Raw genomic sequence first — 17,547 nt, forward strand, 5'->3', positions numbered from 1 at the left:
CGTCGTGGTCCCAGCCGAAACCGAGACGAACACGAGGTGGCACCGTGACCGAGGTCCGATCGACCGAGATCGCACAGCAGTGGAGCGCACTCACCGGCAGCACCCCGCCGGAGAATCTCCTGGCCGCGTACTATCCCCGCCCCGAGGCCACGCCGGCGGAGCGCTACCGCCCCCGCGAGCTCGCGGCCTCCGCGATCGAGCACGCCCGGTGCGCCGAACGGCACCGGGCCGGGGAGCCGACGATCGAGATCCGCAATCCGGGTGAGGACTCGATCGAGCAGATCGGCAACCGGACGGCGATCAGCATCGTCACCGACGACATGCGCCACCTCGTGTCCTCGCTCGTCGCCGAGCTCACCGGGCTCGGGCTGGCGATCCGCGAGGTGCACCACCCGATCATCGTCGTCGAGCGCGGTCCGGACGGGATGCACGTCGTCGCCCCCGCCGATCTCAGCCGCACCGTCACCGACACCACCGCGCTGCCGGTCATCGCCCCCGGCGACTCCCCGGCCGAGCGCCGCAAGGAGTCCTGGATCCACATCGAGGTCGACCGGATCCCCGAGGACCGGTTCCCCGAGGTCGAGGCCGGGCTGCGCGAGACCATCGAGTTCGTCGCCGCCGTCGAGCGCGACCGGCACGCGATGGCCGACACCGCGCGGCACATCGCCGAATCGCTGCGCACCCGGCCCCCGCGCCCCGAGCTCGCCGAGGAGGCCGCGGAGTCCGCCGACCTCCTCGACTGGCTCGACGGCCGCTTCGCGTTCATGGGCTACCGCGAGTACGCGCTCGAGGAGTCCGGCGGGGAGAAGATCCTGGTCCCGATCGAGGACTCCGCACTCGGCATCTCCTCGCTCCGCGCGACGCTGAGCTCGCCGCTGTCGCGGGCGGTGGCCGCCAAGGCCGAGGAGCCGCGCGTCCTCGTGCTCACCAAGGCGAACTCCCGATCCCGGCTCATCCGGCGCGGGTACCTCGACTACGTCGGGGTGAAGACCTTCGACGACACCGGGCGGATCGTCGGTGAGAAGCGCTTCGTCGGCCTGTACACCTCGGGGCTGTACTCGGCCTCCGTGCTCGACATCCCCCTCATCGCGTCGAAGATGCGCTACGTGCTCAGCCATTCCGGCCTCGCCCGCGACACGCACTCCGGCGACGAGCTCGTCGCGATCCTCGAGAGCTACCCGCGCGACGACCTGCTCCACGCCGATGCGCAGGAGATCCTCGATGTCGTCACCCAGGTGCTCGACCTGCAGGAGAAGCGCGAGTCGAGCGTCTTCATCCGGCGCGACCCCTACGAGCGCTACGTCTCCGTGCTCGTCTACGTGCCGCGCGACCTCTACGACACCGCCGCCCGACTGCGGGTCGAGGGCGTGCTCCGCGACTACTACGGCGCGGAGTCCGTGGACTTCGACGTGCTGCTGAGCGACTCCGCGCTCGCCCGCCTCCACTTCGTCGCCCGGGTTTCGCGCGACGAGGTGCTGCCCGACATCGCCGGGGAGACGGTGGCCGAGCGGATCACCGCGGCGCTGCGCTCGTGGGAGGAGGACATCGCGGAGTTCATCGCCCCGGCCGGCGGCTCGGTGTCCGCGGCCGACATGGAGCTGCGCCGGCGCTGGATGCGCGCCTTCCCGCCGAGCTACCAGGAGTACCACACGCCGCGTCAGGCGGTCGACGACGTCGACCGCTTCGAGGAGCTCGACTCCGATGCGGAGCCCTCCGTCCGGATCTACCGCCCCGACGCGGAGGACGAGGCCGACGTGCGCCTCGCGTTCTACCGCATCGCCCCGGCGGGCCTGTCGGAGATCCTGCCGTTCCTCGCCAGCCTCGGCGCCCAGGTGCACGACGAGCGGCCCTACGAGCTCGACCTGCCCGACGGCGAGCACCGCTACGTCTACGACTTCGGGCTGTCCTTCGACCGGCCGCTCGACGACAACGACTTCGCCCGCATCGAGCGCGCCTTCACCACCGCCTGGACCGGTGAGCGGGAGTCCGGCCGGATGGACAGCCTCGTGGCCTCCGGCCTCGAATGGCAGGACGTCAGCATCATCCGCGCCTTCACCCATTACCTCCGGCAGGCCGGCTTCTCCCTCACCGAGCGCCACATGGGCGAGGTGTTCACCACCCACGTCGCCCTCACCACCGCGCTCGTCGAGCTGTTCCGGGTCCGTTTCGACCCCGACCTCGACGAGTCCCGGGGCACGCGCGAGGAGCTCATGCGCGCCCGGGAGGAGGAGATCGAGGCCGCGCTCGCCGAGGTCGCCAGCCTCGATGCCGACCGGGTGCTGCGCGCCGTCCTCGAGCTCATCCGGGCCACTGTGCGGACGAACGTGTTCCAGCCCGCGGACGGCCGGATGCCGGCCGCGACGGTGTTCAAGATCCTCCCCACCCGGCTCGACTTCGTGCCCAAGCCCAAGCCGGCGCTCGAGATGTGGGTGTACTCCCCGGAGGTCGAGGGCGTCCACCTGCGCTTCGGGCCGGTGGCCCGCGGCGGCCTGCGCTGGTCGGACCGGGCCGACGACTTCCGCACCGAGGTGCTCGGACTCGTCAAGGCGCAGATGGTGAAGAACGCGCTCATCGTGCCGACCGGCGCCAAGGGCGGGTTCTTCCCCAAGCAGCTGCCCGACCCGGCGGTCGACCGCGACGACTGGGCGGCCGCCGGGCAGCACGCCTACGAGCTGTTCATCGGCGCGCTCCTCGATGTCGCCGACAACCTCGTCACCGAGGGCGAGGGCACCCGCACGGTGCGCCCGGAGCGGACCGTCGTCCACGACGGCGAGGACAGCTACCTCGTCGTCGCCGCCGACAAGGGCACCGCCCGCTTCTCCGACGTCGCCAACCGGATCGCGCTCGAGCGCGGCTTCTGGCTCGGTGACGCGTTCGCCTCGGGCGGGTCCGTGGGCTACGACCACAAGGCCATGGGGATCACCTCCCGCGGCGCCTGGACCTCGGTCGAGCGCCACTTCCGGGAGCTCGGCCTCGACACCTCCCGGGACGAGTTCACCGCCGTCGGGATCGGCGACATGAGCGGCGACGTGTTCGGCAACGGCATGCTCCGCAGCGACCGCACCCGGCTCGTCGCCGCCTTCGACCACCGCGACGTGTTCCTCGACCCGGACCCGGACGCCGCGGCGTCCTACACCGAGCGCAGGCGCCTGTTTGAGACCCCGCGCTCGAGCTGGCAGGACTACGACCCGGAGCTGATCTCCGCCGGCGGCGGGGTGTACCCGCGCTCGGCGAAGACCATCGAGGTGAGCGAGCGCGCCGCCGAGCGTCTCGGCATGCGCCCCGGCGCGCACCCGCCCACCGAGGTCATCCGCGCGATCCTGCGGGCCCCGGTCGACCTGCTCTACAACGGCGGGATCGGCACCTACGTCAAGGCGGAGACCGAATCCCACCTCGATGTCGGGGACAAGGCCAACGACGCGATCCGCGTCGACGGCGGCGAGCTGCGCGCCCGCGTCGTCGGCGAGGGCGGCAACCTCGGCTTCACTCAGCTCGGCCGGGTCGAGGCCGCGCTCGGCGGGGTCAGGCTCAACACCGATGCCGTCGACAACTCCGCCGGCGTGGACTGCTCCGACCACGAGGTCAACATCAAGCTGCTCCTCGACCTCCTCATCAGGCGCGGCGAGTTCGCCGCCGCCGAGCGGGAGTCGGTGCTCCTGTCGATGACGGACGAGGTCGCCGGGCTCGTGCTCGCGAACAACTACAGCCAGAACGTCGCGCTCGGGGAGGCGCGCGATCGGGCGCAGTCGATGACGAGCACGCAGCGGCGCCTCCTCAAGCGCCTCGAGAAGACCGCCGAGCTCGACCGCGCGGTCGAGTTCCTCCCCGACGACAAGGCGCTCAACCGGCGTGCCGAGGCGGGCCGCGGCTTCACCTCCCCGGAGCTCGCCGTGCTGCTGGCCTACGTCAAGATGGACACCGCCGGCGAGATCCTGTCCGGCGATCTGCCGGCGGAGGACTGGACGCGCGAGCACCTCGTCGATTACTTCCCCGACAGCCTCGCGCAGCGGTACGCGGACGCCTTCGTCCACCACCCGCTGCACCGGGAGATCGCGACGGCCCACCTCGTCAACCGGATCGTCGACCGCGGCGGGCTGACCTACATCTTCCGGATGCAGGAGGAGACCGGCGCCTCGGTCGCGCAGATCGCCCGCGCGTTCACGGTGGTGAGCCGGGTGTTCGACCTCGACGCGCACTTCGAGGACATCTGCGCCCTCGACAACCGCGTGCCGGCGGAGGTCCAGGTCCAGCTCCTCCACGGCTACGTCCGACTCCTCGACCGCGCCTCCCGGTGGCTCGTCCACCAGGCGCCCGACGGTCTCGACGTGCTCGCCGAGGTCGACCGCTACCGGCCCGTGATCCGGGAGCTGCGGCCCCTCGTCCCGGGCCTGCTGCGCGGGCAGGACCGGGCCGAGCTCGAGGACGCCGCCCACCGCTGGATCGGCGAGGGCGTGCCGGAGGAGCTCGCCTTCCGGGCGGCCGCGCTGCTCGACGAGTTCGCGCTCCTCGACGTCGCGCAGGCCGCCTCCCGCACCGACACCCCCGCGAGCGATGCGGCCGAGGTGTACTATGCGGTGACCGACCTGCTCGCGGGCTCGCAGCTGCTCAATCTCATCGGTGATCTCGATCGCCGGAGTCGGTGGACGGCGCTGGCCCGCGGTGCGATGCGGGACGACTTCTACCAGGCGGTGCTCTCGATCGTCGTCGCGATCCTCACGGTGACCGACAGCGAGCGGGCGACCCCGGCCGAGCGCGCCGGCGACCGGATCGCGCAGTGGCGCGTCCGCACCGACGCCTCGCTGCGCCAGGTGCTCTCGACGATCGACGAGGTCATCGCGCTCGAGCAGGTCGACCAGGCGCCGCTGTCCGTGCTCCTGCGGATGATGCGCTCCGTCGTCCGCTCGACCGAGTGGGGCATGCAGGACACCTGAGACGAGGAGGACCCATGGGTCTGCTGAGCGATCTGCTGGCCGCCGAGGGGATCGTCGACGCCGACGACGTCGAGTGGCTCCACCTCGTCGTCGGCGACTGGCAGCTCATCGCCGACCTCTCCTTCGCCGATCTCGTGCTGTGGGCCCCGGCCCGCATCGCCGAGGCGGCCGGGGGCGAGGGCGCCGGGGACGATCCCGAGGACGGCACGGACACGCCTGAGGCGGGTGCGGACGGCGAGGCTCCGGAATACCGGGTGATCGCGCACTGCCGGCCGACCACCGGCTCGACGGTCTACCCGCACGACGAGGTCGGCACGCTCGCCACCGCGGAGGAGCGCGCGCTGCTCCACGAGGCCCACTCCCAGCAGCGGATCGTCATCTCGCAGGCCGCCGAGCCCCCGCTCGTCGGCGCCGAGGCGGTCCCCGTGGTGCGCGCCGGCCGGGTCATCGCCGTGCTGACCCGGCACACCGAGGAGGGGCGTCGACAGGGCTCCTCCCGGCTCGAGCGCTACTACCGCTCGAGCGCGACGATGCTCCTGTCGATGATCGCCGAGGGGGCGTTCCCCGATCTCAGCGCGCCCTCCGGCGCCCATCGCGGGGAGCCCCGCGTGGGCGACGGGCTCATCGTCCTCAACCGGGAGGGCCGGGTCCGCTACGCCTCCCCGAACGGCGTGTCCGTGCTCCACCGGCTCGGGCACGAGGGGGAGATCGAGGGCCGCTACCTCGCCGAGGTCGTGTCCGGCCTCATCGCCCAGCTCCGTCCGGTCGACGAGACCCTGCCGCTCGTGCTCACCGGCCGCGCGCCGTGGCGCACCGAGGTCGAGTCCGGCCGGGTCACGGTGTCCCTGCGCGCGATCCCCATCACCCGGGCCGGCACGCGCACCGGCGCGATCATCCTCGCCCGGGACGTGTCCGAGATCCGGCGCCGCGAGCGCGAGCTGCTGAGCCGCGACGCGATGATCCGGGAGATGCACCACCGGGTGAAGAACAACCTGCAGACGGTGTCGGCGCTGCTGCGGCTGCAGGCCCGGCGGATGGAGTCCCTGGAGTCGCGGGCCGCGCTCGAGGAGGCGATGCGCCGGGTGGCGATCATCGCCGTCGTCCACGACGTGCTGAGCCAGGGGGTGGAGAGCGAGGTCGACTTCGACGAGATCGTCGACAAGGGCCTGCGGCTCACCCCCGAGCTCACCTCGCCCGAGCTCGAGGTCACCCTGCGGCGCACCGCGAGCTTCGGCGCGATCTCCTCGGCCGACGCGACCTCGCTCGCGCTCGCGCTCACCGAGCTCGTGACGAATGCGATCGAGCACGGCTTCCCGCTGTCGGCGAAGCCGGAGGGCCAGGACACCCTGCGCGGCACCGTGTGGGTGACCCCGGAGCGGGTGGGGGACCGGCTCACCGTCATCATCGCCGACGACGGCGTCGGCCTGCCGCCCGGCGGCGGCCCCGGCTCGGGGCTCGGCACGCAGATCGTGCGGACCCTCATCACGAGCGACCTCGCCGGCAGCATCGAGTGGCGGCCGCGCGCCGGCGGCGGCACCGAGGCGCTCATCGACGTGCCGCTGCGCTCCGACACGGTGTGAGCGCCCCGGGCGGGACCTGCCCCGGTGGCCACGCACAGCACGACAGCGGCCGCAGGCTCATCGAGCCTGCGGCCGCTGGGAGAAAGCGTGCGGGTGCGCTCAGCCGGCGCGGCGGGCGCGGGCGGCGCGCCGCTTGAGAGCGCGGCGCTCGTCCTCGCTCAGACCGCCCCAGACTCCGGCGTCCTGACCGGATTCGAGTGCCCACTGCAGGCAGGTCTCGACGACTTCGCACCGCCGGCAGACGCTTTTGGCCTCTTCGATCTGGAGCAGAGCGGGCCCGGTGTTGCCGATGGGGAAGAAGAGTTCCGGGTCCTCGTTGAGGCACGCCGCGCGATGGCGCCAGTCCATAGTGTCCTTTCCTGGGAGCGGAGATCGCCGCTGCCGCGGACCGGGGGCTTCCCGAACGGGAGCGCAGACACGGGTGACGGCGTGGAAGATCGGCGATCGTATGGAACGATCACCACAAGACTCACACACGCCGGAGGGGCGCACAAGGGTTGAGCAGTGTGAAATCACTGACAGATCTCCATTCTCAGCACAACGGCGGGCCGCGTGCAAATCGCCGCGCACCGGGGTGAGACACCGGCCCGGCGCTCTTGTGCCGGTGCGCCGGCGTCTGCTTGGCTGGGGTGCATGACCGATTCGCACACCCCTTCCGGCCGCCCCCTCGGGGACCTCGCCGACGTCCGCCTCATCGCGATCGACGGCATCGCCCCGACGATCGATCCGGGCGCCTTCATCGCCCCCGGCGTCACGCTCATCGGCGACGTCCGGGTGGGGCCGGGCAGCAGCATCTACTACGGCTGCGTGCTGCGCGCGGACCGCAATTCGATCACCATCGGATCCGGCACGAACATCCAGGACAGCACCGTCATGCACGCCGACCCGGGCAAGCCCGTGGTGATCGGCGACCGGGTGTCCGTCGGCCATTGCGCGCTCGTCCACGGCTGCATCGTCGGCGACGACGTGCTCGTCGGGATGAGTGCGACGCTCCTCAACGAGTGCCGGATCGGCAGCGGCTCGCTCGTGGCCGCCGGCGCCGTCGTGCTCGAGGGGACCGAGGTGCCCGCCGGCTCGCTCGTCGCCGGTGTTCCCGGCAAGGTGCGTCGCCCGCTCACCGAGGACGACCTCGCCCGCGTCCACGGCAATGCCCAGGCCTACGAGGAGATCACCGCGCTCCACCGGGAGCGCGGCCGCCCTCCTGAGCCGCCTCCTCCGATCCATCTCCTCCGGCCCCGGGCCGGCGCGGGGTGAGGTTGCCCTGTCCTTCCTAGCAGGACCGGGTGCGGAGAGCGATACTGGGGGTATGAGGATCGTCGGCTTCTTCCGCAGCTATCCGCTCGTCGCACTCGCCCTCGCCGCGCTCGTGCTCACCCTCGTCCTGCTCGGCCTGGGAGCCCCGGGTGCGGCGCAGATCCTCGCCACCGCCGTCATCGCCCTCGTCGTCGTCCTCACCGCGATCGACATGGTCCGCGACCTCCTCGCCGGCACCTGGGGCCTCGACGTGCTCGCCGTCGTCGCGATGGTGTCCACCGTGCTCGTCGGGGAGTACGTCGCCGGCCTCATCATCGTGCTCATGCTCACCGGCGGCGAGGCGATCGAGGACTACGCCGCCGGGCGCGCCGGCCGCGAGCTCGATGCCCTCATCAGCCGCGCCCCGGCCTTCGCCAGCCGGCTGACCGCCGCGGGGGAGATCGAGCGCATCCCCGTGCGCGCGGTGGCACCCGGCGACCGCCTCCTCGTGCGCCCGGCCGAGGTGCTGCCCGTCGACGGGGTGCTCGAGGACGCGCACGCCTCGATCGACGAGTCCTCCCTCACCGGGGAGCCGCTGCCCGTCACCCGCGCCGCTGGCGAGGAGGTGCACTCCGGCACGGTCAACGGCACCGAGGCCTTCACCATGCGGGCGACGGCGACGGAGCAGGAGTCGCAGTACCACGCGATCGTCGAGCTCGTCGGCGAGGCGGTCGCCTCGAAGGCGCCGATGGTCCGCCTCGCGGATCGCTACGCCGTGCCCTTCACCGTGCTCTCCCTCCTCATCGCCGGGGTCAGCTGGGCGGTGAGCGGCGAGGCGGTCCGCTTCGCCGAGGTGCTCGTCGTCGCCACCCCGTGCCCCCTCCTCATCGCCGCTCCGGTGGCATTCATGGGCGGGATGAGCCGCACCGCTCGGATCGGCGTCATCGTCAAGAACGGCGGGGCGATCGAGACGCTGTCCCGCGTCCGCTCGGTCGCCTTCGACAAGACCGGCACGCTCACCCGGGGGCGCCCGGAGATCCGCGCCGTCCATCCCGGATCCCTGCCCGCCGACGAGGTCCTCGTGCTCGCCGCCGGGGCCGAGCAGTACTCCGTGCACGTGTTCGCCGCCCCGATCGTCGCCGCCGCCCACCACCGGGGGCTGCGGCCGGCCGAGGTCGCCGAGGCCGCCGAGGTCGCCACGAACGGGGTGTAGGCGACGCTGGCGGACGGCACCGAGGTGCGGGTGGGCAAGCCCGCCTTCGTCGCCGAGCGGGTGCCGGGACTGCGGCGCACACCGCTCACGGCCGGCGAGACCGCGGTCTACGTGTCCCGCGGGGACGAGCTCGCCGGGACCATCGTGCTCGCCGACCCGGTGCGTCCGGAGGCGCCGGGCACCGTGGCGGCGCTCCGCGGCCTCGGCATCGAGCGCTGCGCGATCCTCACCGGCGACGTCGCCCCGACCGCGGAGTCGATCGCCGCGGAGGTCGGCATCGACACCGTCCACGCCGAGTGCACCCCGTCCACCAAGGTCGACCTCGTCGCCGCCGCACGCCCCCGCCCGGTGCTCATGGTCGGGGACGGCATCAACGACGCCCCCGTGCTCGCGGCCGCCGACGTCGGGATCGCGATGGGTGCACGCGGGGCGACGGCGGCGAGTGAGGCGGCCGCCGCGGTCGTCACCGCCGACGACATCTCCACCGTCGCGCAGGCCGTGGCGATCGCCCGGCGCACTGTGCGGATCGCGCTGCAGAGCATCTGGCTCGGCATCGCGATCTCGCTGGGGCTCATGCTCGTCGCCGCCTTCGGCTTCCTCCCCGCGGTGCTCGGCGCGATCCTCCAGGAGGGCGTCGACCTCGTCGCGATCCTCGGCGCCCTGCGCGCGCTCGGCGGCGGCCCGATCGCGGTGCCCCCGGCGGCGGGGGAGGACCATTCCGACGATTTCGTCAGCCCCGAGCGGGTTTGACATGATGAGCGGGTGAAGAACGTACTGGATCCCGCGCAGAACCGAGTCGTCGTCATCGGCGGCGGCCCCGGCGGCTACGAGGCGGCCCTCGTCGCCGCTCAGCTCGGCGCCGACGTCACCCTCGTCGAACGCAACCGCTGCGGCGGTGCAGCAGTCCTCACCGACGTCGTGCCCTCGAAGACGCTCATCGCGACCGCCGAGCTCATGGGCGACATCGCCGAATCCGGGTCGCTGGGCATCCGCCTCGACGACACCGACACGGGGGAGGCCTCGGACTCCACCGGCGGCCGGATCCGCGCCGACCTCGGTGCGATCAACACCCGGATCCTCGAGCTCGCCAACGCCCAGGCCACCGACATCCACCACGGCCTCGTGCGCGCCGGGGTCACCGCCGTCAAGGGGCAGGCGCGCCTGACCGGCCGCAGACAGGTCGAGATCTCCCCGGCCGACGGGGAGGCGTACTCCGTCGAGGCCGATACCGTGCTGCTCGCGGTCGGCGCCCACCCGCGCGAGCTGCCGAGCGCTCAGCCCGACGGCGAGCGGATCCTCACGTGGACCCAGCTCTACGGCCTCGCGGAGCTCCCGGAGCACCTCGTCGTCGTCGGCTCCGGCGTCACCGGCGCGGAGTTCGCCTCGGCCTACAACGCGCTCGGCTGCCAGGTCACCCTCGTGTCCTCGCGCGACCGGGTGCTGCCCGGCGAGGACAGCGACGCCGCGGAGGTGCTCGAGAACGTGTTCCGCTCCCGCGGCATGAACGTGCTGTCGCGCTCGCGCGCGACATCGGTCGAGCGCACGGAGACCGGGGTCGAGGTCACCCTCGAGGACGGCCGCACGGTGGCGGCGACCCACTGCCTCATGGCGGTCGGCTCGATCCCGAACACCGAGGACCTCGGACTCGAGGCGGCCGGGGTGCAGACGGAGGAATCCGGCCACATCACCGTCGACGGGGTGTCGCGCACCTCGGCGCCCGGCGTCTACGCCGCCGGGGACTGCACCGCGGTGCTCCCGCTCGCCTCGGTCGCGGCGATGCAGGGTCGGATCGCGATGTGGCACGCGCTCGGCGACGCGGTCTCCCCGCTCAAGCTGCGCAATGTCGCCTCGAACGTCTTCACCGCCCCGGAGATCGCCACGGTGGGCTTCAGCCAGGCCGACTATCTGGAGAACTCCGACGAGGTGGAGACGGTGACGCAGACGCTGTCGACGAATCCGCGGGCGAAGATGCAGGAGATCACCGACGGCTTCGTCAAGATCTTCGCCAGGCGCGGCTCGGGGTCGATCCTCGGCGGCGTCGTCGTCGGCCCCAAGGCGAGCGAGCTCATCCTGCCGATCACGCTCGCCGTCGAGAACCGCCTCACCGTCGATCAGCTGTCCTCGAGCTTCACCGTCTACCCCTCGCTCAGCGGCTCGGTGACGGAGGCGGCGCGCAAGCTCCACCACCACGCCCGCTGAGGCCGGTGCGCCCACGCCGTGCGCTGAGACGGGTGCCGGAGCCGGCGGGCGGGCTCAGGCCTCGAACTCGACGAGCGGCTCGCCGGCGCGCACCGTGGCGCCCGGCTCGACGAGCACGCGCGCGACGGTCGCCGCGTGCGTCGCGGTGAGCGGCTGCTCCATCTTCATCGCCTCGATCACCGCGAGCCGCTGACCGGCCTCGACGGTGTCGCCGGCGGCGACCTCGACAGACACGATGGTGCCCTGCATGGGAGCGGTGAGGCGCGGCGAATCGTCCTCGCGGCGCGAGCCCCGTCGGCGCAGGCCGCCGCGCCGGGTGGCCGATCCGGGAGCCGCCGGGCGGGCGAGCTCGGCGGGGACCTTGACGGTCATCCGATGGCCCTCGACCTCGACGACGATGTCGATGACGTCCTCGGCGGGCTGGGTGTGCACGGACATGGGTTCCTCCGGAGTGTCGAACTGGGGCATGTAGGTCGACTGCAGCCAGTGCGTCGACACGGTGAAGTCCTCGGTGAAGGCCGGTTCGTCGACGAGCCGGCGGTGGAGCGGGATGAGGGTGCGCACACCCTCGATGGTGAACTCGTCGAGCGCGCGGCGGGCGCGCGCGAGCGCCTGCGCGCGGTCCTCGCCGGTGACGATGAGCTTGGCGAGCATCGGGTCGAAGTCGGTGCCGACCTCGGTGCCGGTGCCCACGCCGGAGTCGAGCCGGATGCCCGGCCCGGCGGGCGGGATGTAGCGGGTGATCCGACCGGTCGCGGGGAAGAAGCCGCGGCGGGCGTCCTCGGCGTTGATCCGGAACTCGATCGAATGGCCGCGCGGGGCGGGGAGCTCCGGCGGCAGGGACTCGCCGGCGGCGATCCGCAGCTGCCAGGCGACGAGGTCGACCCCGGCGACCTCCTCGGTCACCGTGTGCTCGACCTGGATCCGGGCGTTGACCTCCATGAATGTCGGGCGCCCGTCGCGGCCGAGCAGGAACTCGCACGTCGCGGCGCCGACGTAGCCGACCTCGGCGAGGATGCGCCGCGAGGCCTCGGTCACCGTCTCCTGCTGCTCGGGGGTGAGGAACGGGGCGGGCGCCTCCTCGACGATCTTCTGGTTGCGCCGCTGCAGGGTGCAGTCGCGGGTGGACACCACGTGGACGGTGCCGGCGGCATCGACGAGGCACTGCGTCTCGACGTGCCGGGGGTCGACGATCTGCTGCTCGAGGAGGCACTCGCCGCGGCCGAAGGCGCTGCGCGCCTCCCGGGTGGCGGACTCGAGGGCCGGCTGCAGCTCGGAGGCGTCCGCCGCGGTGCGGAAGCCGCGCCCGCCGCCGCCGTAGACGGCCTTGACGGCCACGGGGTAGCCGATCTCCTCGGCGATCCGCCGGGCCTCCTCCAGGCCCTCCACCGCGCCGCCGGAGCCGCGCGTGATCGGGGCATCGACGGCCTCGGCGACGGCGCGGGCTCCGGCCTTGTCGCCGAGCCGGGCGATCGCCGCCGGCGGCGGGCCCACCCACACGAGGCCGGCGTCGAGCACGGCCTGAGCGAAGTCGGGGCTCTCCGCGAGGTACCCGTAGCCGGGGTGCACGGCGTCGGCGCCGGACCTCCGGGCGAGATCGAGGAGTCGGGTGATGCTGAGGTAGGTGTCGGCGGGTCCGAGCCCGTCGAGCAGCCAGGCGTCGTCGGCGAGCCGGACGAAGTCGGCGTCTGCGTCCGGCCGGGTGTAGGCGGCGATCGCGCGGATCCGGAGGTCGTGGCAGGCGCGGATGATGCGCAGGGCGATCTCTCCGCGGTTGGCGATGAACACCGCGCGGACCGGCCGGTGCGTCACGCTCGCGGAGTACTCCGCGGCCAGCTGACTCATGTGGGGGACTCCTGAGGACGGAACGACATGGAACAGGTCAAACCTAGAGACCCCCGCCAAACACTTGTCGCCGATCGACAAAAGACTTGGATGAACTTCTCCCGGCGCCGCGGGAGTGTCGCGCTCAGTCGCGGGCGTCCCACAGGGACGGCCAGAACACGCCGAGCCCGGTGACGAGCCGGCGGAGCACCGGCAGGCTCAGGCCGATGACATTGTGGTGGTCGCCCTCGATCCCGGTGACGAAGGCGCCGCCGAAGCCGTCGATCGTCAGTGCGCCGGCGACCTCGAGGGGCTCCCCGGTGGCGATGTAGGCGTCGAGCTCGGCCGGGCTCGGCCGGGCGGTGCGGATGACGGTGCTCGCCGTCTCGACTGTGATGCCGGTGAGGCCCCATCCCGCCTGCGCGTGCCCGGACGCGGTCGGTGCTGCGTCCGGGGCGGGGCTCCCGGCGGGGGCGTTGCGGTCGAGCCGCGCGACGCAGTGACCGGTGTGCAGGAGGGCCGTGGTCCCGCCCATCTCCTCCCACACCCGGCGGGTCGCCTCGGCGGTGTGGGGCTTGCCCACCGGCCTGCCGCCGAGCTCGAGGATCGAGTCCGAGGCGATGAGCACCGCGGTGCCGGAGTCCCCGGGGATCTCTGCGGTGCCGGTGAGGATGCGGTCGAGCACGGTCCGGCCCTTCGCCTCCGCGAGCACCCCGGCCAGCGTGCGGACATCGGCATCCGGATGGGCGGCCTCGACGGCAGCCTCGTCGACGCCGGAGACGATGACGTGCGGCGTGATGCCGGACCCGGCGAGGATCCTCCGGCGCGACGGCGAGGCGGAGGCGAGGACGACGGCGGTCATGCGGAGAGCTCCTCGGGATCGGCGGCCGGTCCTGCGGAGGCCGAGGGTGGGGGTGCGTCGTGCTCCGCGGCGGGGTGCGCGGTGGGCTCGGTGCCGGAGGCGATCGACACGGGCGCGGCGAGGTCTTCGGCGATCCGGTGGACGATCGCCGCGGCGAGCTGCGCGCAGCCGAGCACGCTCGGATAGCGGCCGCCGGTGCTGACCAGCCCGATCCGGGTGGTGCCGGTGAGCGTCTGGTTGAGCGACACGGGCAGCGCACCGGTGCTCACCGCGGTCAGCCACTGGGAGCCCGACAGCACACGCGAGCTGCGGCGGAGCACGTCGCGCAGCGGTCGGCCGATCGAGGGGAGGAGACCGAGGTTGGGCACGGTGAGCACGATGACCCGGTACCCGCCCTCGCGCTGCAGTCGGTTGATCACCGTCGACAGGACCGGCAGCCCGATCGTGCCGCTGATCGGATGGACGAGGTCGGCGGTGCCCATCGACACGACGGCGTAGCGCGGTTCGCCGCCGCCGGTGCGCGAGCGGCGCATCCGGCGGTCGGTGAGCACGGCCGACACCTGCCCGAGGAGGTCGTCGGCCCCGGCGGACGGCGCGGCGACGACGCGCAGCCGCACGTCCTCGCCGACGAGGCGGGCCACGCCGCGGGCGATGAGCATCCCCTGGGTGCGGCGTCGGGAGCCGACGTCGAGGCCGGCGACCCACGAGTCCCCGAGCACGGCGACGGCCGGCAGGTCCTCGTCGGCGCGGCTCTCGACCAGCGGGATGCCGCGGCCGGTGGAGCGGTCGACGCGGAGCGCGGGCTGCGGCACCGGGCGGCGACCGTCCTGCTCGACGGCGGTCCGCAGACGGGCGGATTGGAGGCGCAGCTGCACGCTGCCGAGCGCGAGCCCGAGCGCCGGCATGCCGACCCCGAGCGCGAGCCCCCACTTCGTCGTTCGCCGCATCTCCGTCCTTTCGGTTCCGTGGCGAGTCTAGGCGATACAGTGGGGCCCATGGCCAACGAGACCCGGACCGGGATGACCCGGCGACTGCGCAGTGTGTGGGACGAATTCAGGCTCCGTCGCGACCAAGCGGTCCAGCGCCCCGGCGGCAGCTTCGGCACCCTCGCCCCCGGGCCGGCGGTCTACGCCGAGCCGACCGAGGACGAGCTCGGGCGCGGGGCCTACGAGCCCTACGTCGCCCCGCCCATGCGGCTCGCCGCGGCGTGGAGCTGGCGCACCATCGTCGTGCTCGCCGGGATCGGGGTCGCGCTGTGGCTGCTGTCCAAGGTCAGCATGATCGTCCTGCCGGCGCTCATCGCGCTCCTCATCTCCGCGCTCCTGTCCCCGCTCGTCGGCCTGCTGCGCCGGATCGGGCTGCCCCAGGTGCTCGCCTCGTTGATCTCATTCGTCGGCTTCATCGTGTTCGTCGTCGGCCTGCTCTACCTCGTCGGCCAGCAGATCGTCGTCGGCTTCACCGACCTCGCCGACCAGGTCGTCGCCGGCTTCCGCTCGATCAGCGACTGGCTCCAGGGCAATCCGTTCGGCCTCGAGTCCGCGCGCATCTCCCAGGCGATCGACGACGGCGTCAACCAGGCCACCGTCTACCTGCAGGGCCACTCCTCGCAGATCCTCGGCGGGGCGGTCGGCGCGGCGAGCTCGGTGGGCAGCTTCCTCACCGGTCTCCTCCTCACCCTGTTCACCGCCTTCTTCTTCCTCTACGACGGCCGCAGCATCTTCAGCTGGTTCGTCGGGCTCCTGCCCAAGCCCGCCCGTGCCCAGGCGGAGGGCGCGGCGCTGCGCGGCTGGCAGACCCTCGTCCAGTACGTGCGGGTGCAGATCATCGTCGCCGGCGTCGACTCGGTCGGCATCGGCATCGGCGCGTTCTTCCTCGGGCTGCCGCTCGTCATCCCGCTCACCGTGCTCGTCTTCCTCGGCTCCTTCATCCCGATCGTCGGTGCGGTGGCCACCGGCGCCATCGCGGTCATCGTCGCGCTCGTCTCGCAGGGCTTCGTCTCCGCGCTCATCATGCTCGGCGTCGTGCTCCTCGTGCAGCAGATCGAGGGCAACGTCCTGCAGCCGTTCATCATGGGCAAGGCCGTCTCCGTCCACCCGCTCGCGGTGGTCCTCGCGGTGGCCGCCGGCGGGTTCCTCTACGGCATCCCCGGCGCGCTCTTCGCCGTCCCGCTCATCGCGGTGATCAACACTGTCGTCCTCTACCTCTCCGGCAAGGACGTCTTCGCCCCGGACGAGGAGGCGAAGACGACGGTCGAGGACGGCGAGGAGAGACCCGTGCTCGACGACGACCCGGACGACTCCCCGCTGCGCACCTCGCTGCAGGAGGAGCAGGACCCGGCGCCGCAGGCGCACGGATCATCCGCGCGCGGGTCGCAGGCGAAGGACGCCGCGCAGGCACGCGGCACAGATGCACCGGCCTCGGGGCGCGGACCCGGCTCGGGGGATCCCGACACCCGGCTCTGAGTCGGGGTCCGGCCGCCGGGCGCACCGACGCGAACGGCCCGGGGGGTGAGCCCCGGGCCGTTCTGCTGCGTCGATCGCTGCGTGCCGGATGGTCTCCGGCGGCGCATCAGCCGGTGTAGGCCTCGATGCGCTTGACGGTGACGGCGATGGTCTTGCCGCTGGGCGCCTCGTACTCGGCGGTGTCGTCGACCTTCTTGCCGTTGACGGCCGCGCCGAGGGGAGCCTGCTCGGACACGACGTTGATCGTCTCGTTCTCGTCGACGATCTCGCGGGAGCCGAGCAGGAAGGTGAGCTCGCGGCCGCCGGCGTCGACGGTGATGACCTTGCCGGGGGAGACCACCGTGGTGTCGGTGTCGGTCTCGCCCACCTGGGCGCGCGCGAGCAGGTGCTCGAGCTGACGGATCCGGGCCTCCTGCTTACCCTGCTCCTCGCGTGCGGCGTGGTAGCCGCCGTTCTCCTTGAGGTCGCCCTCGTCGCGGGCGGCCTCGATGCGCTCGGCGATCTCGACACGACCGGGCCCCTTGAGGTGCTCGAGCTCCTTGGTCAGGCGATCGAAGGCCTCCTGGCTGAGCCAGGTCTCCTCACCCGTGATGTCCTCGGTCATGTCACTCCTAATCCCGGCCGCAGGCTGCGGCCGAACTGCAATGAGAACTCCCGGGAGCCGGTCGGCTTCCGGGAGTGAACAGTGTTCGAAGGCTCCAGTTTAGTCGAGGAACCAGCAGGAATCCACATGCCCGCTCGCCGCGAGCTGGGTGGTCGCGATGTCGAGGCGGAGCTGCGCGGGGCGGGATTCGTCGGCCGCCGGGTCCGGATCGACGGTGACCTCGCGGAAGCCGACGATCGCCTCCTGCTCGTTCGTCGCCTGCACGATGCACTCGATCGTGCGCTCGGCGTCCGGGACGACGGACACGTGGGCGATGGTGCGGGTGGAGTCGACGACCTCGTAGCCGATCGTCGTGGGATCGGTCGGGGTGGTGCGCGGGGCGAAGGAGTACCACGCGGCGAGCGCGATCATCACGGTGATGCCCGCGGCGGCGGCGATCGCGAGGCCGCGGCGGCGCGGCGGTCGGCGGGCCGGTGGACGGGCGCTCCCGTACCGTTCGGCGATGGCGGCCTGTGCCGTGGTCATATGCTGTCGATCCCGATTCGTCTCGTGTCCGTGCGGCGCACTAATCTAGAGTAGTCGAATTGTCGTCCCTCCGGATAGCCCGCCCCCGCGGTGCGGACCCGGTGGGCCCGTGTC

The 17,547-nt window shown here is 72.5% G+C and carries 13 protein-coding genes; 7 read left to right on the forward strand and 6 right to left on the reverse strand.

What is annotated here, in order from left to right; translation table 11 throughout:
• Positions 1–44 precede the first annotated feature (44 nt).
• The gene (locus tag FDF13_RS08325; RefSeq protein WP_137319233.1) at positions 45–4,931 is read left to right on the forward strand and encodes an NAD-glutamate dehydrogenase; all 4,887 of its coding nucleotides are present in this window, start codon (positions 45–47) and stop codon (positions 4,929–4,931) included.
• A gap of 14 nt (positions 4,932–4,945) precedes the next feature.
• On the forward strand, positions 4,946–6,511 hold the full coding sequence (locus tag FDF13_RS08330) for a sensor histidine kinase (protein ID WP_175406920.1): 1,566 nt from the start codon (positions 4,946–4,948) through the stop codon (positions 6,509–6,511).
• 99 nt (positions 6,512–6,610) lie between these two features.
• On the opposite strand, the gene FDF13_RS08335 is transcribed toward FDF13_RS08330, so the two are convergent.
• Positions 6,611–6,859: a WhiB family transcriptional regulator gene (locus FDF13_RS08335; protein ID WP_137319234.1), complete on the reverse strand. Its 249-nt coding sequence runs from the start codon at positions 6,857–6,859 to the stop codon at positions 6,611–6,613.
• A 285-nt stretch (positions 6,860–7,144) separates the two neighbouring features.
• Here FDF13_RS08335 and FDF13_RS08340 point away from each other — a divergent pair, with 285 nt between their 5' ends.
• From FDF13_RS08340 to FDF13_RS08350, 4 genes are read left to right on the forward strand one after another with little or no spacing between them, the layout of a single operon-like run.
• Complete coding sequence (locus FDF13_RS08340) at positions 7,145–7,765, forward strand: gamma carbonic anhydrase family protein (protein WP_137319235.1); 621 nt, start codon at positions 7,145–7,147, stop codon at positions 7,763–7,765.
• A 52-nt stretch (positions 7,766–7,817) separates the two neighbouring features.
• Positions 7,818–8,957 (forward strand): HAD-IC family P-type ATPase, encoded by a 1,140-nt coding sequence (locus FDF13_RS15595; RefSeq protein WP_368074032.1) that lies wholly within the window; start codon positions 7,818–7,820, stop codon positions 8,955–8,957.
• Between the two features lie 30 nt (positions 8,958–8,987).
• On the forward strand, positions 8,988–9,707 hold the full coding sequence (locus FDF13_RS15600; RefSeq protein WP_368074033.1) for an HAD-IC family P-type ATPase: 720 nt from the start codon (positions 8,988–8,990) through the stop codon (positions 9,705–9,707).
• A gap of 12 nt (positions 9,708–9,719) precedes the next feature.
• Positions 9,720–11,156, forward strand: coding sequence for an NAD(P)H-quinone dehydrogenase (locus FDF13_RS08350; RefSeq protein ID WP_137319236.1), 1,437 nt, complete (start codon positions 9,720–9,722; stop codon positions 11,154–11,156).
• A gap of 54 nt (positions 11,157–11,210) precedes the next feature.
• Here FDF13_RS08350 and FDF13_RS08355 read toward each other — a convergent pair whose 3' ends face one another.
• The 3 genes from FDF13_RS08355 to FDF13_RS08365 all read right to left on the reverse strand — a co-directional run bounded on the left by FDF13_RS08355 (position 11,211) and on the right by FDF13_RS08365 (position 14,789).
• Positions 11,211–13,001, reverse strand: coding sequence for a biotin carboxylase N-terminal domain-containing protein (locus FDF13_RS08355; protein ID WP_137319237.1), 1,791 nt, complete (start codon positions 12,999–13,001; stop codon positions 11,211–11,213).
• Between the two features lie 124 nt (positions 13,002–13,125).
• A complete protein-coding gene (locus tag FDF13_RS08360) occupies positions 13,126–13,842 on the reverse strand; it encodes a nucleoside triphosphate pyrophosphatase (RefSeq protein ID WP_137319238.1) in 717 nt (238 codons plus the stop codon).
• The gene (locus tag FDF13_RS08365; protein WP_137319239.1) at positions 13,839–14,789 is read right to left on the reverse strand and encodes an SGNH/GDSL hydrolase family protein; all 951 of its coding nucleotides are present in this window, start codon (positions 14,787–14,789) and stop codon (positions 13,839–13,841) included. Before FDF13_RS08365 ends, FDF13_RS08360 begins: the two co-directional genes overlap by 4 nt.
• A 48-nt stretch (positions 14,790–14,837) precedes the next feature.
• Between FDF13_RS08365 and FDF13_RS08370 the strand changes: the two genes are divergently transcribed.
• Positions 14,838–16,304: an AI-2E family transporter gene (locus FDF13_RS08370; protein WP_137319240.1), complete on the forward strand. Its 1,467-nt coding sequence runs from the start codon at positions 14,838–14,840 to the stop codon at positions 16,302–16,304.
• A 106-nt stretch (positions 16,305–16,410) separates the two neighbouring features.
• Here the strand turns inward: FDF13_RS08370 and greA are convergent, their stop codons facing one another.
• Both greA and FDF13_RS08380 read right to left on the reverse strand, forming a co-directional pair.
• On the reverse strand, positions 16,411–16,908 hold the full coding sequence (gene greA, locus FDF13_RS08375; RefSeq protein ID WP_137319241.1) for a transcription elongation factor GreA: 498 nt from the start codon (positions 16,906–16,908) through the stop codon (positions 16,411–16,413).
• A gap of 99 nt (positions 16,909–17,007) precedes the next feature.
• The gene (locus FDF13_RS08380; protein ID WP_137319242.1) at positions 17,008–17,433 is read right to left on the reverse strand and encodes a DUF4307 domain-containing protein; all 426 of its coding nucleotides are present in this window, start codon (positions 17,431–17,433) and stop codon (positions 17,008–17,010) included.
• Positions 17,434–17,547: the final 114 nt, after the last annotated feature.

This window comes from Brevibacterium sp. CS2 (genome assembly GCF_005280295.1).
GTDB classification, from domain to species: domain Bacteria; phylum Actinomycetota; class Actinomycetes; order Actinomycetales; family Brevibacteriaceae; genus Brevibacterium; species Brevibacterium pityocampae.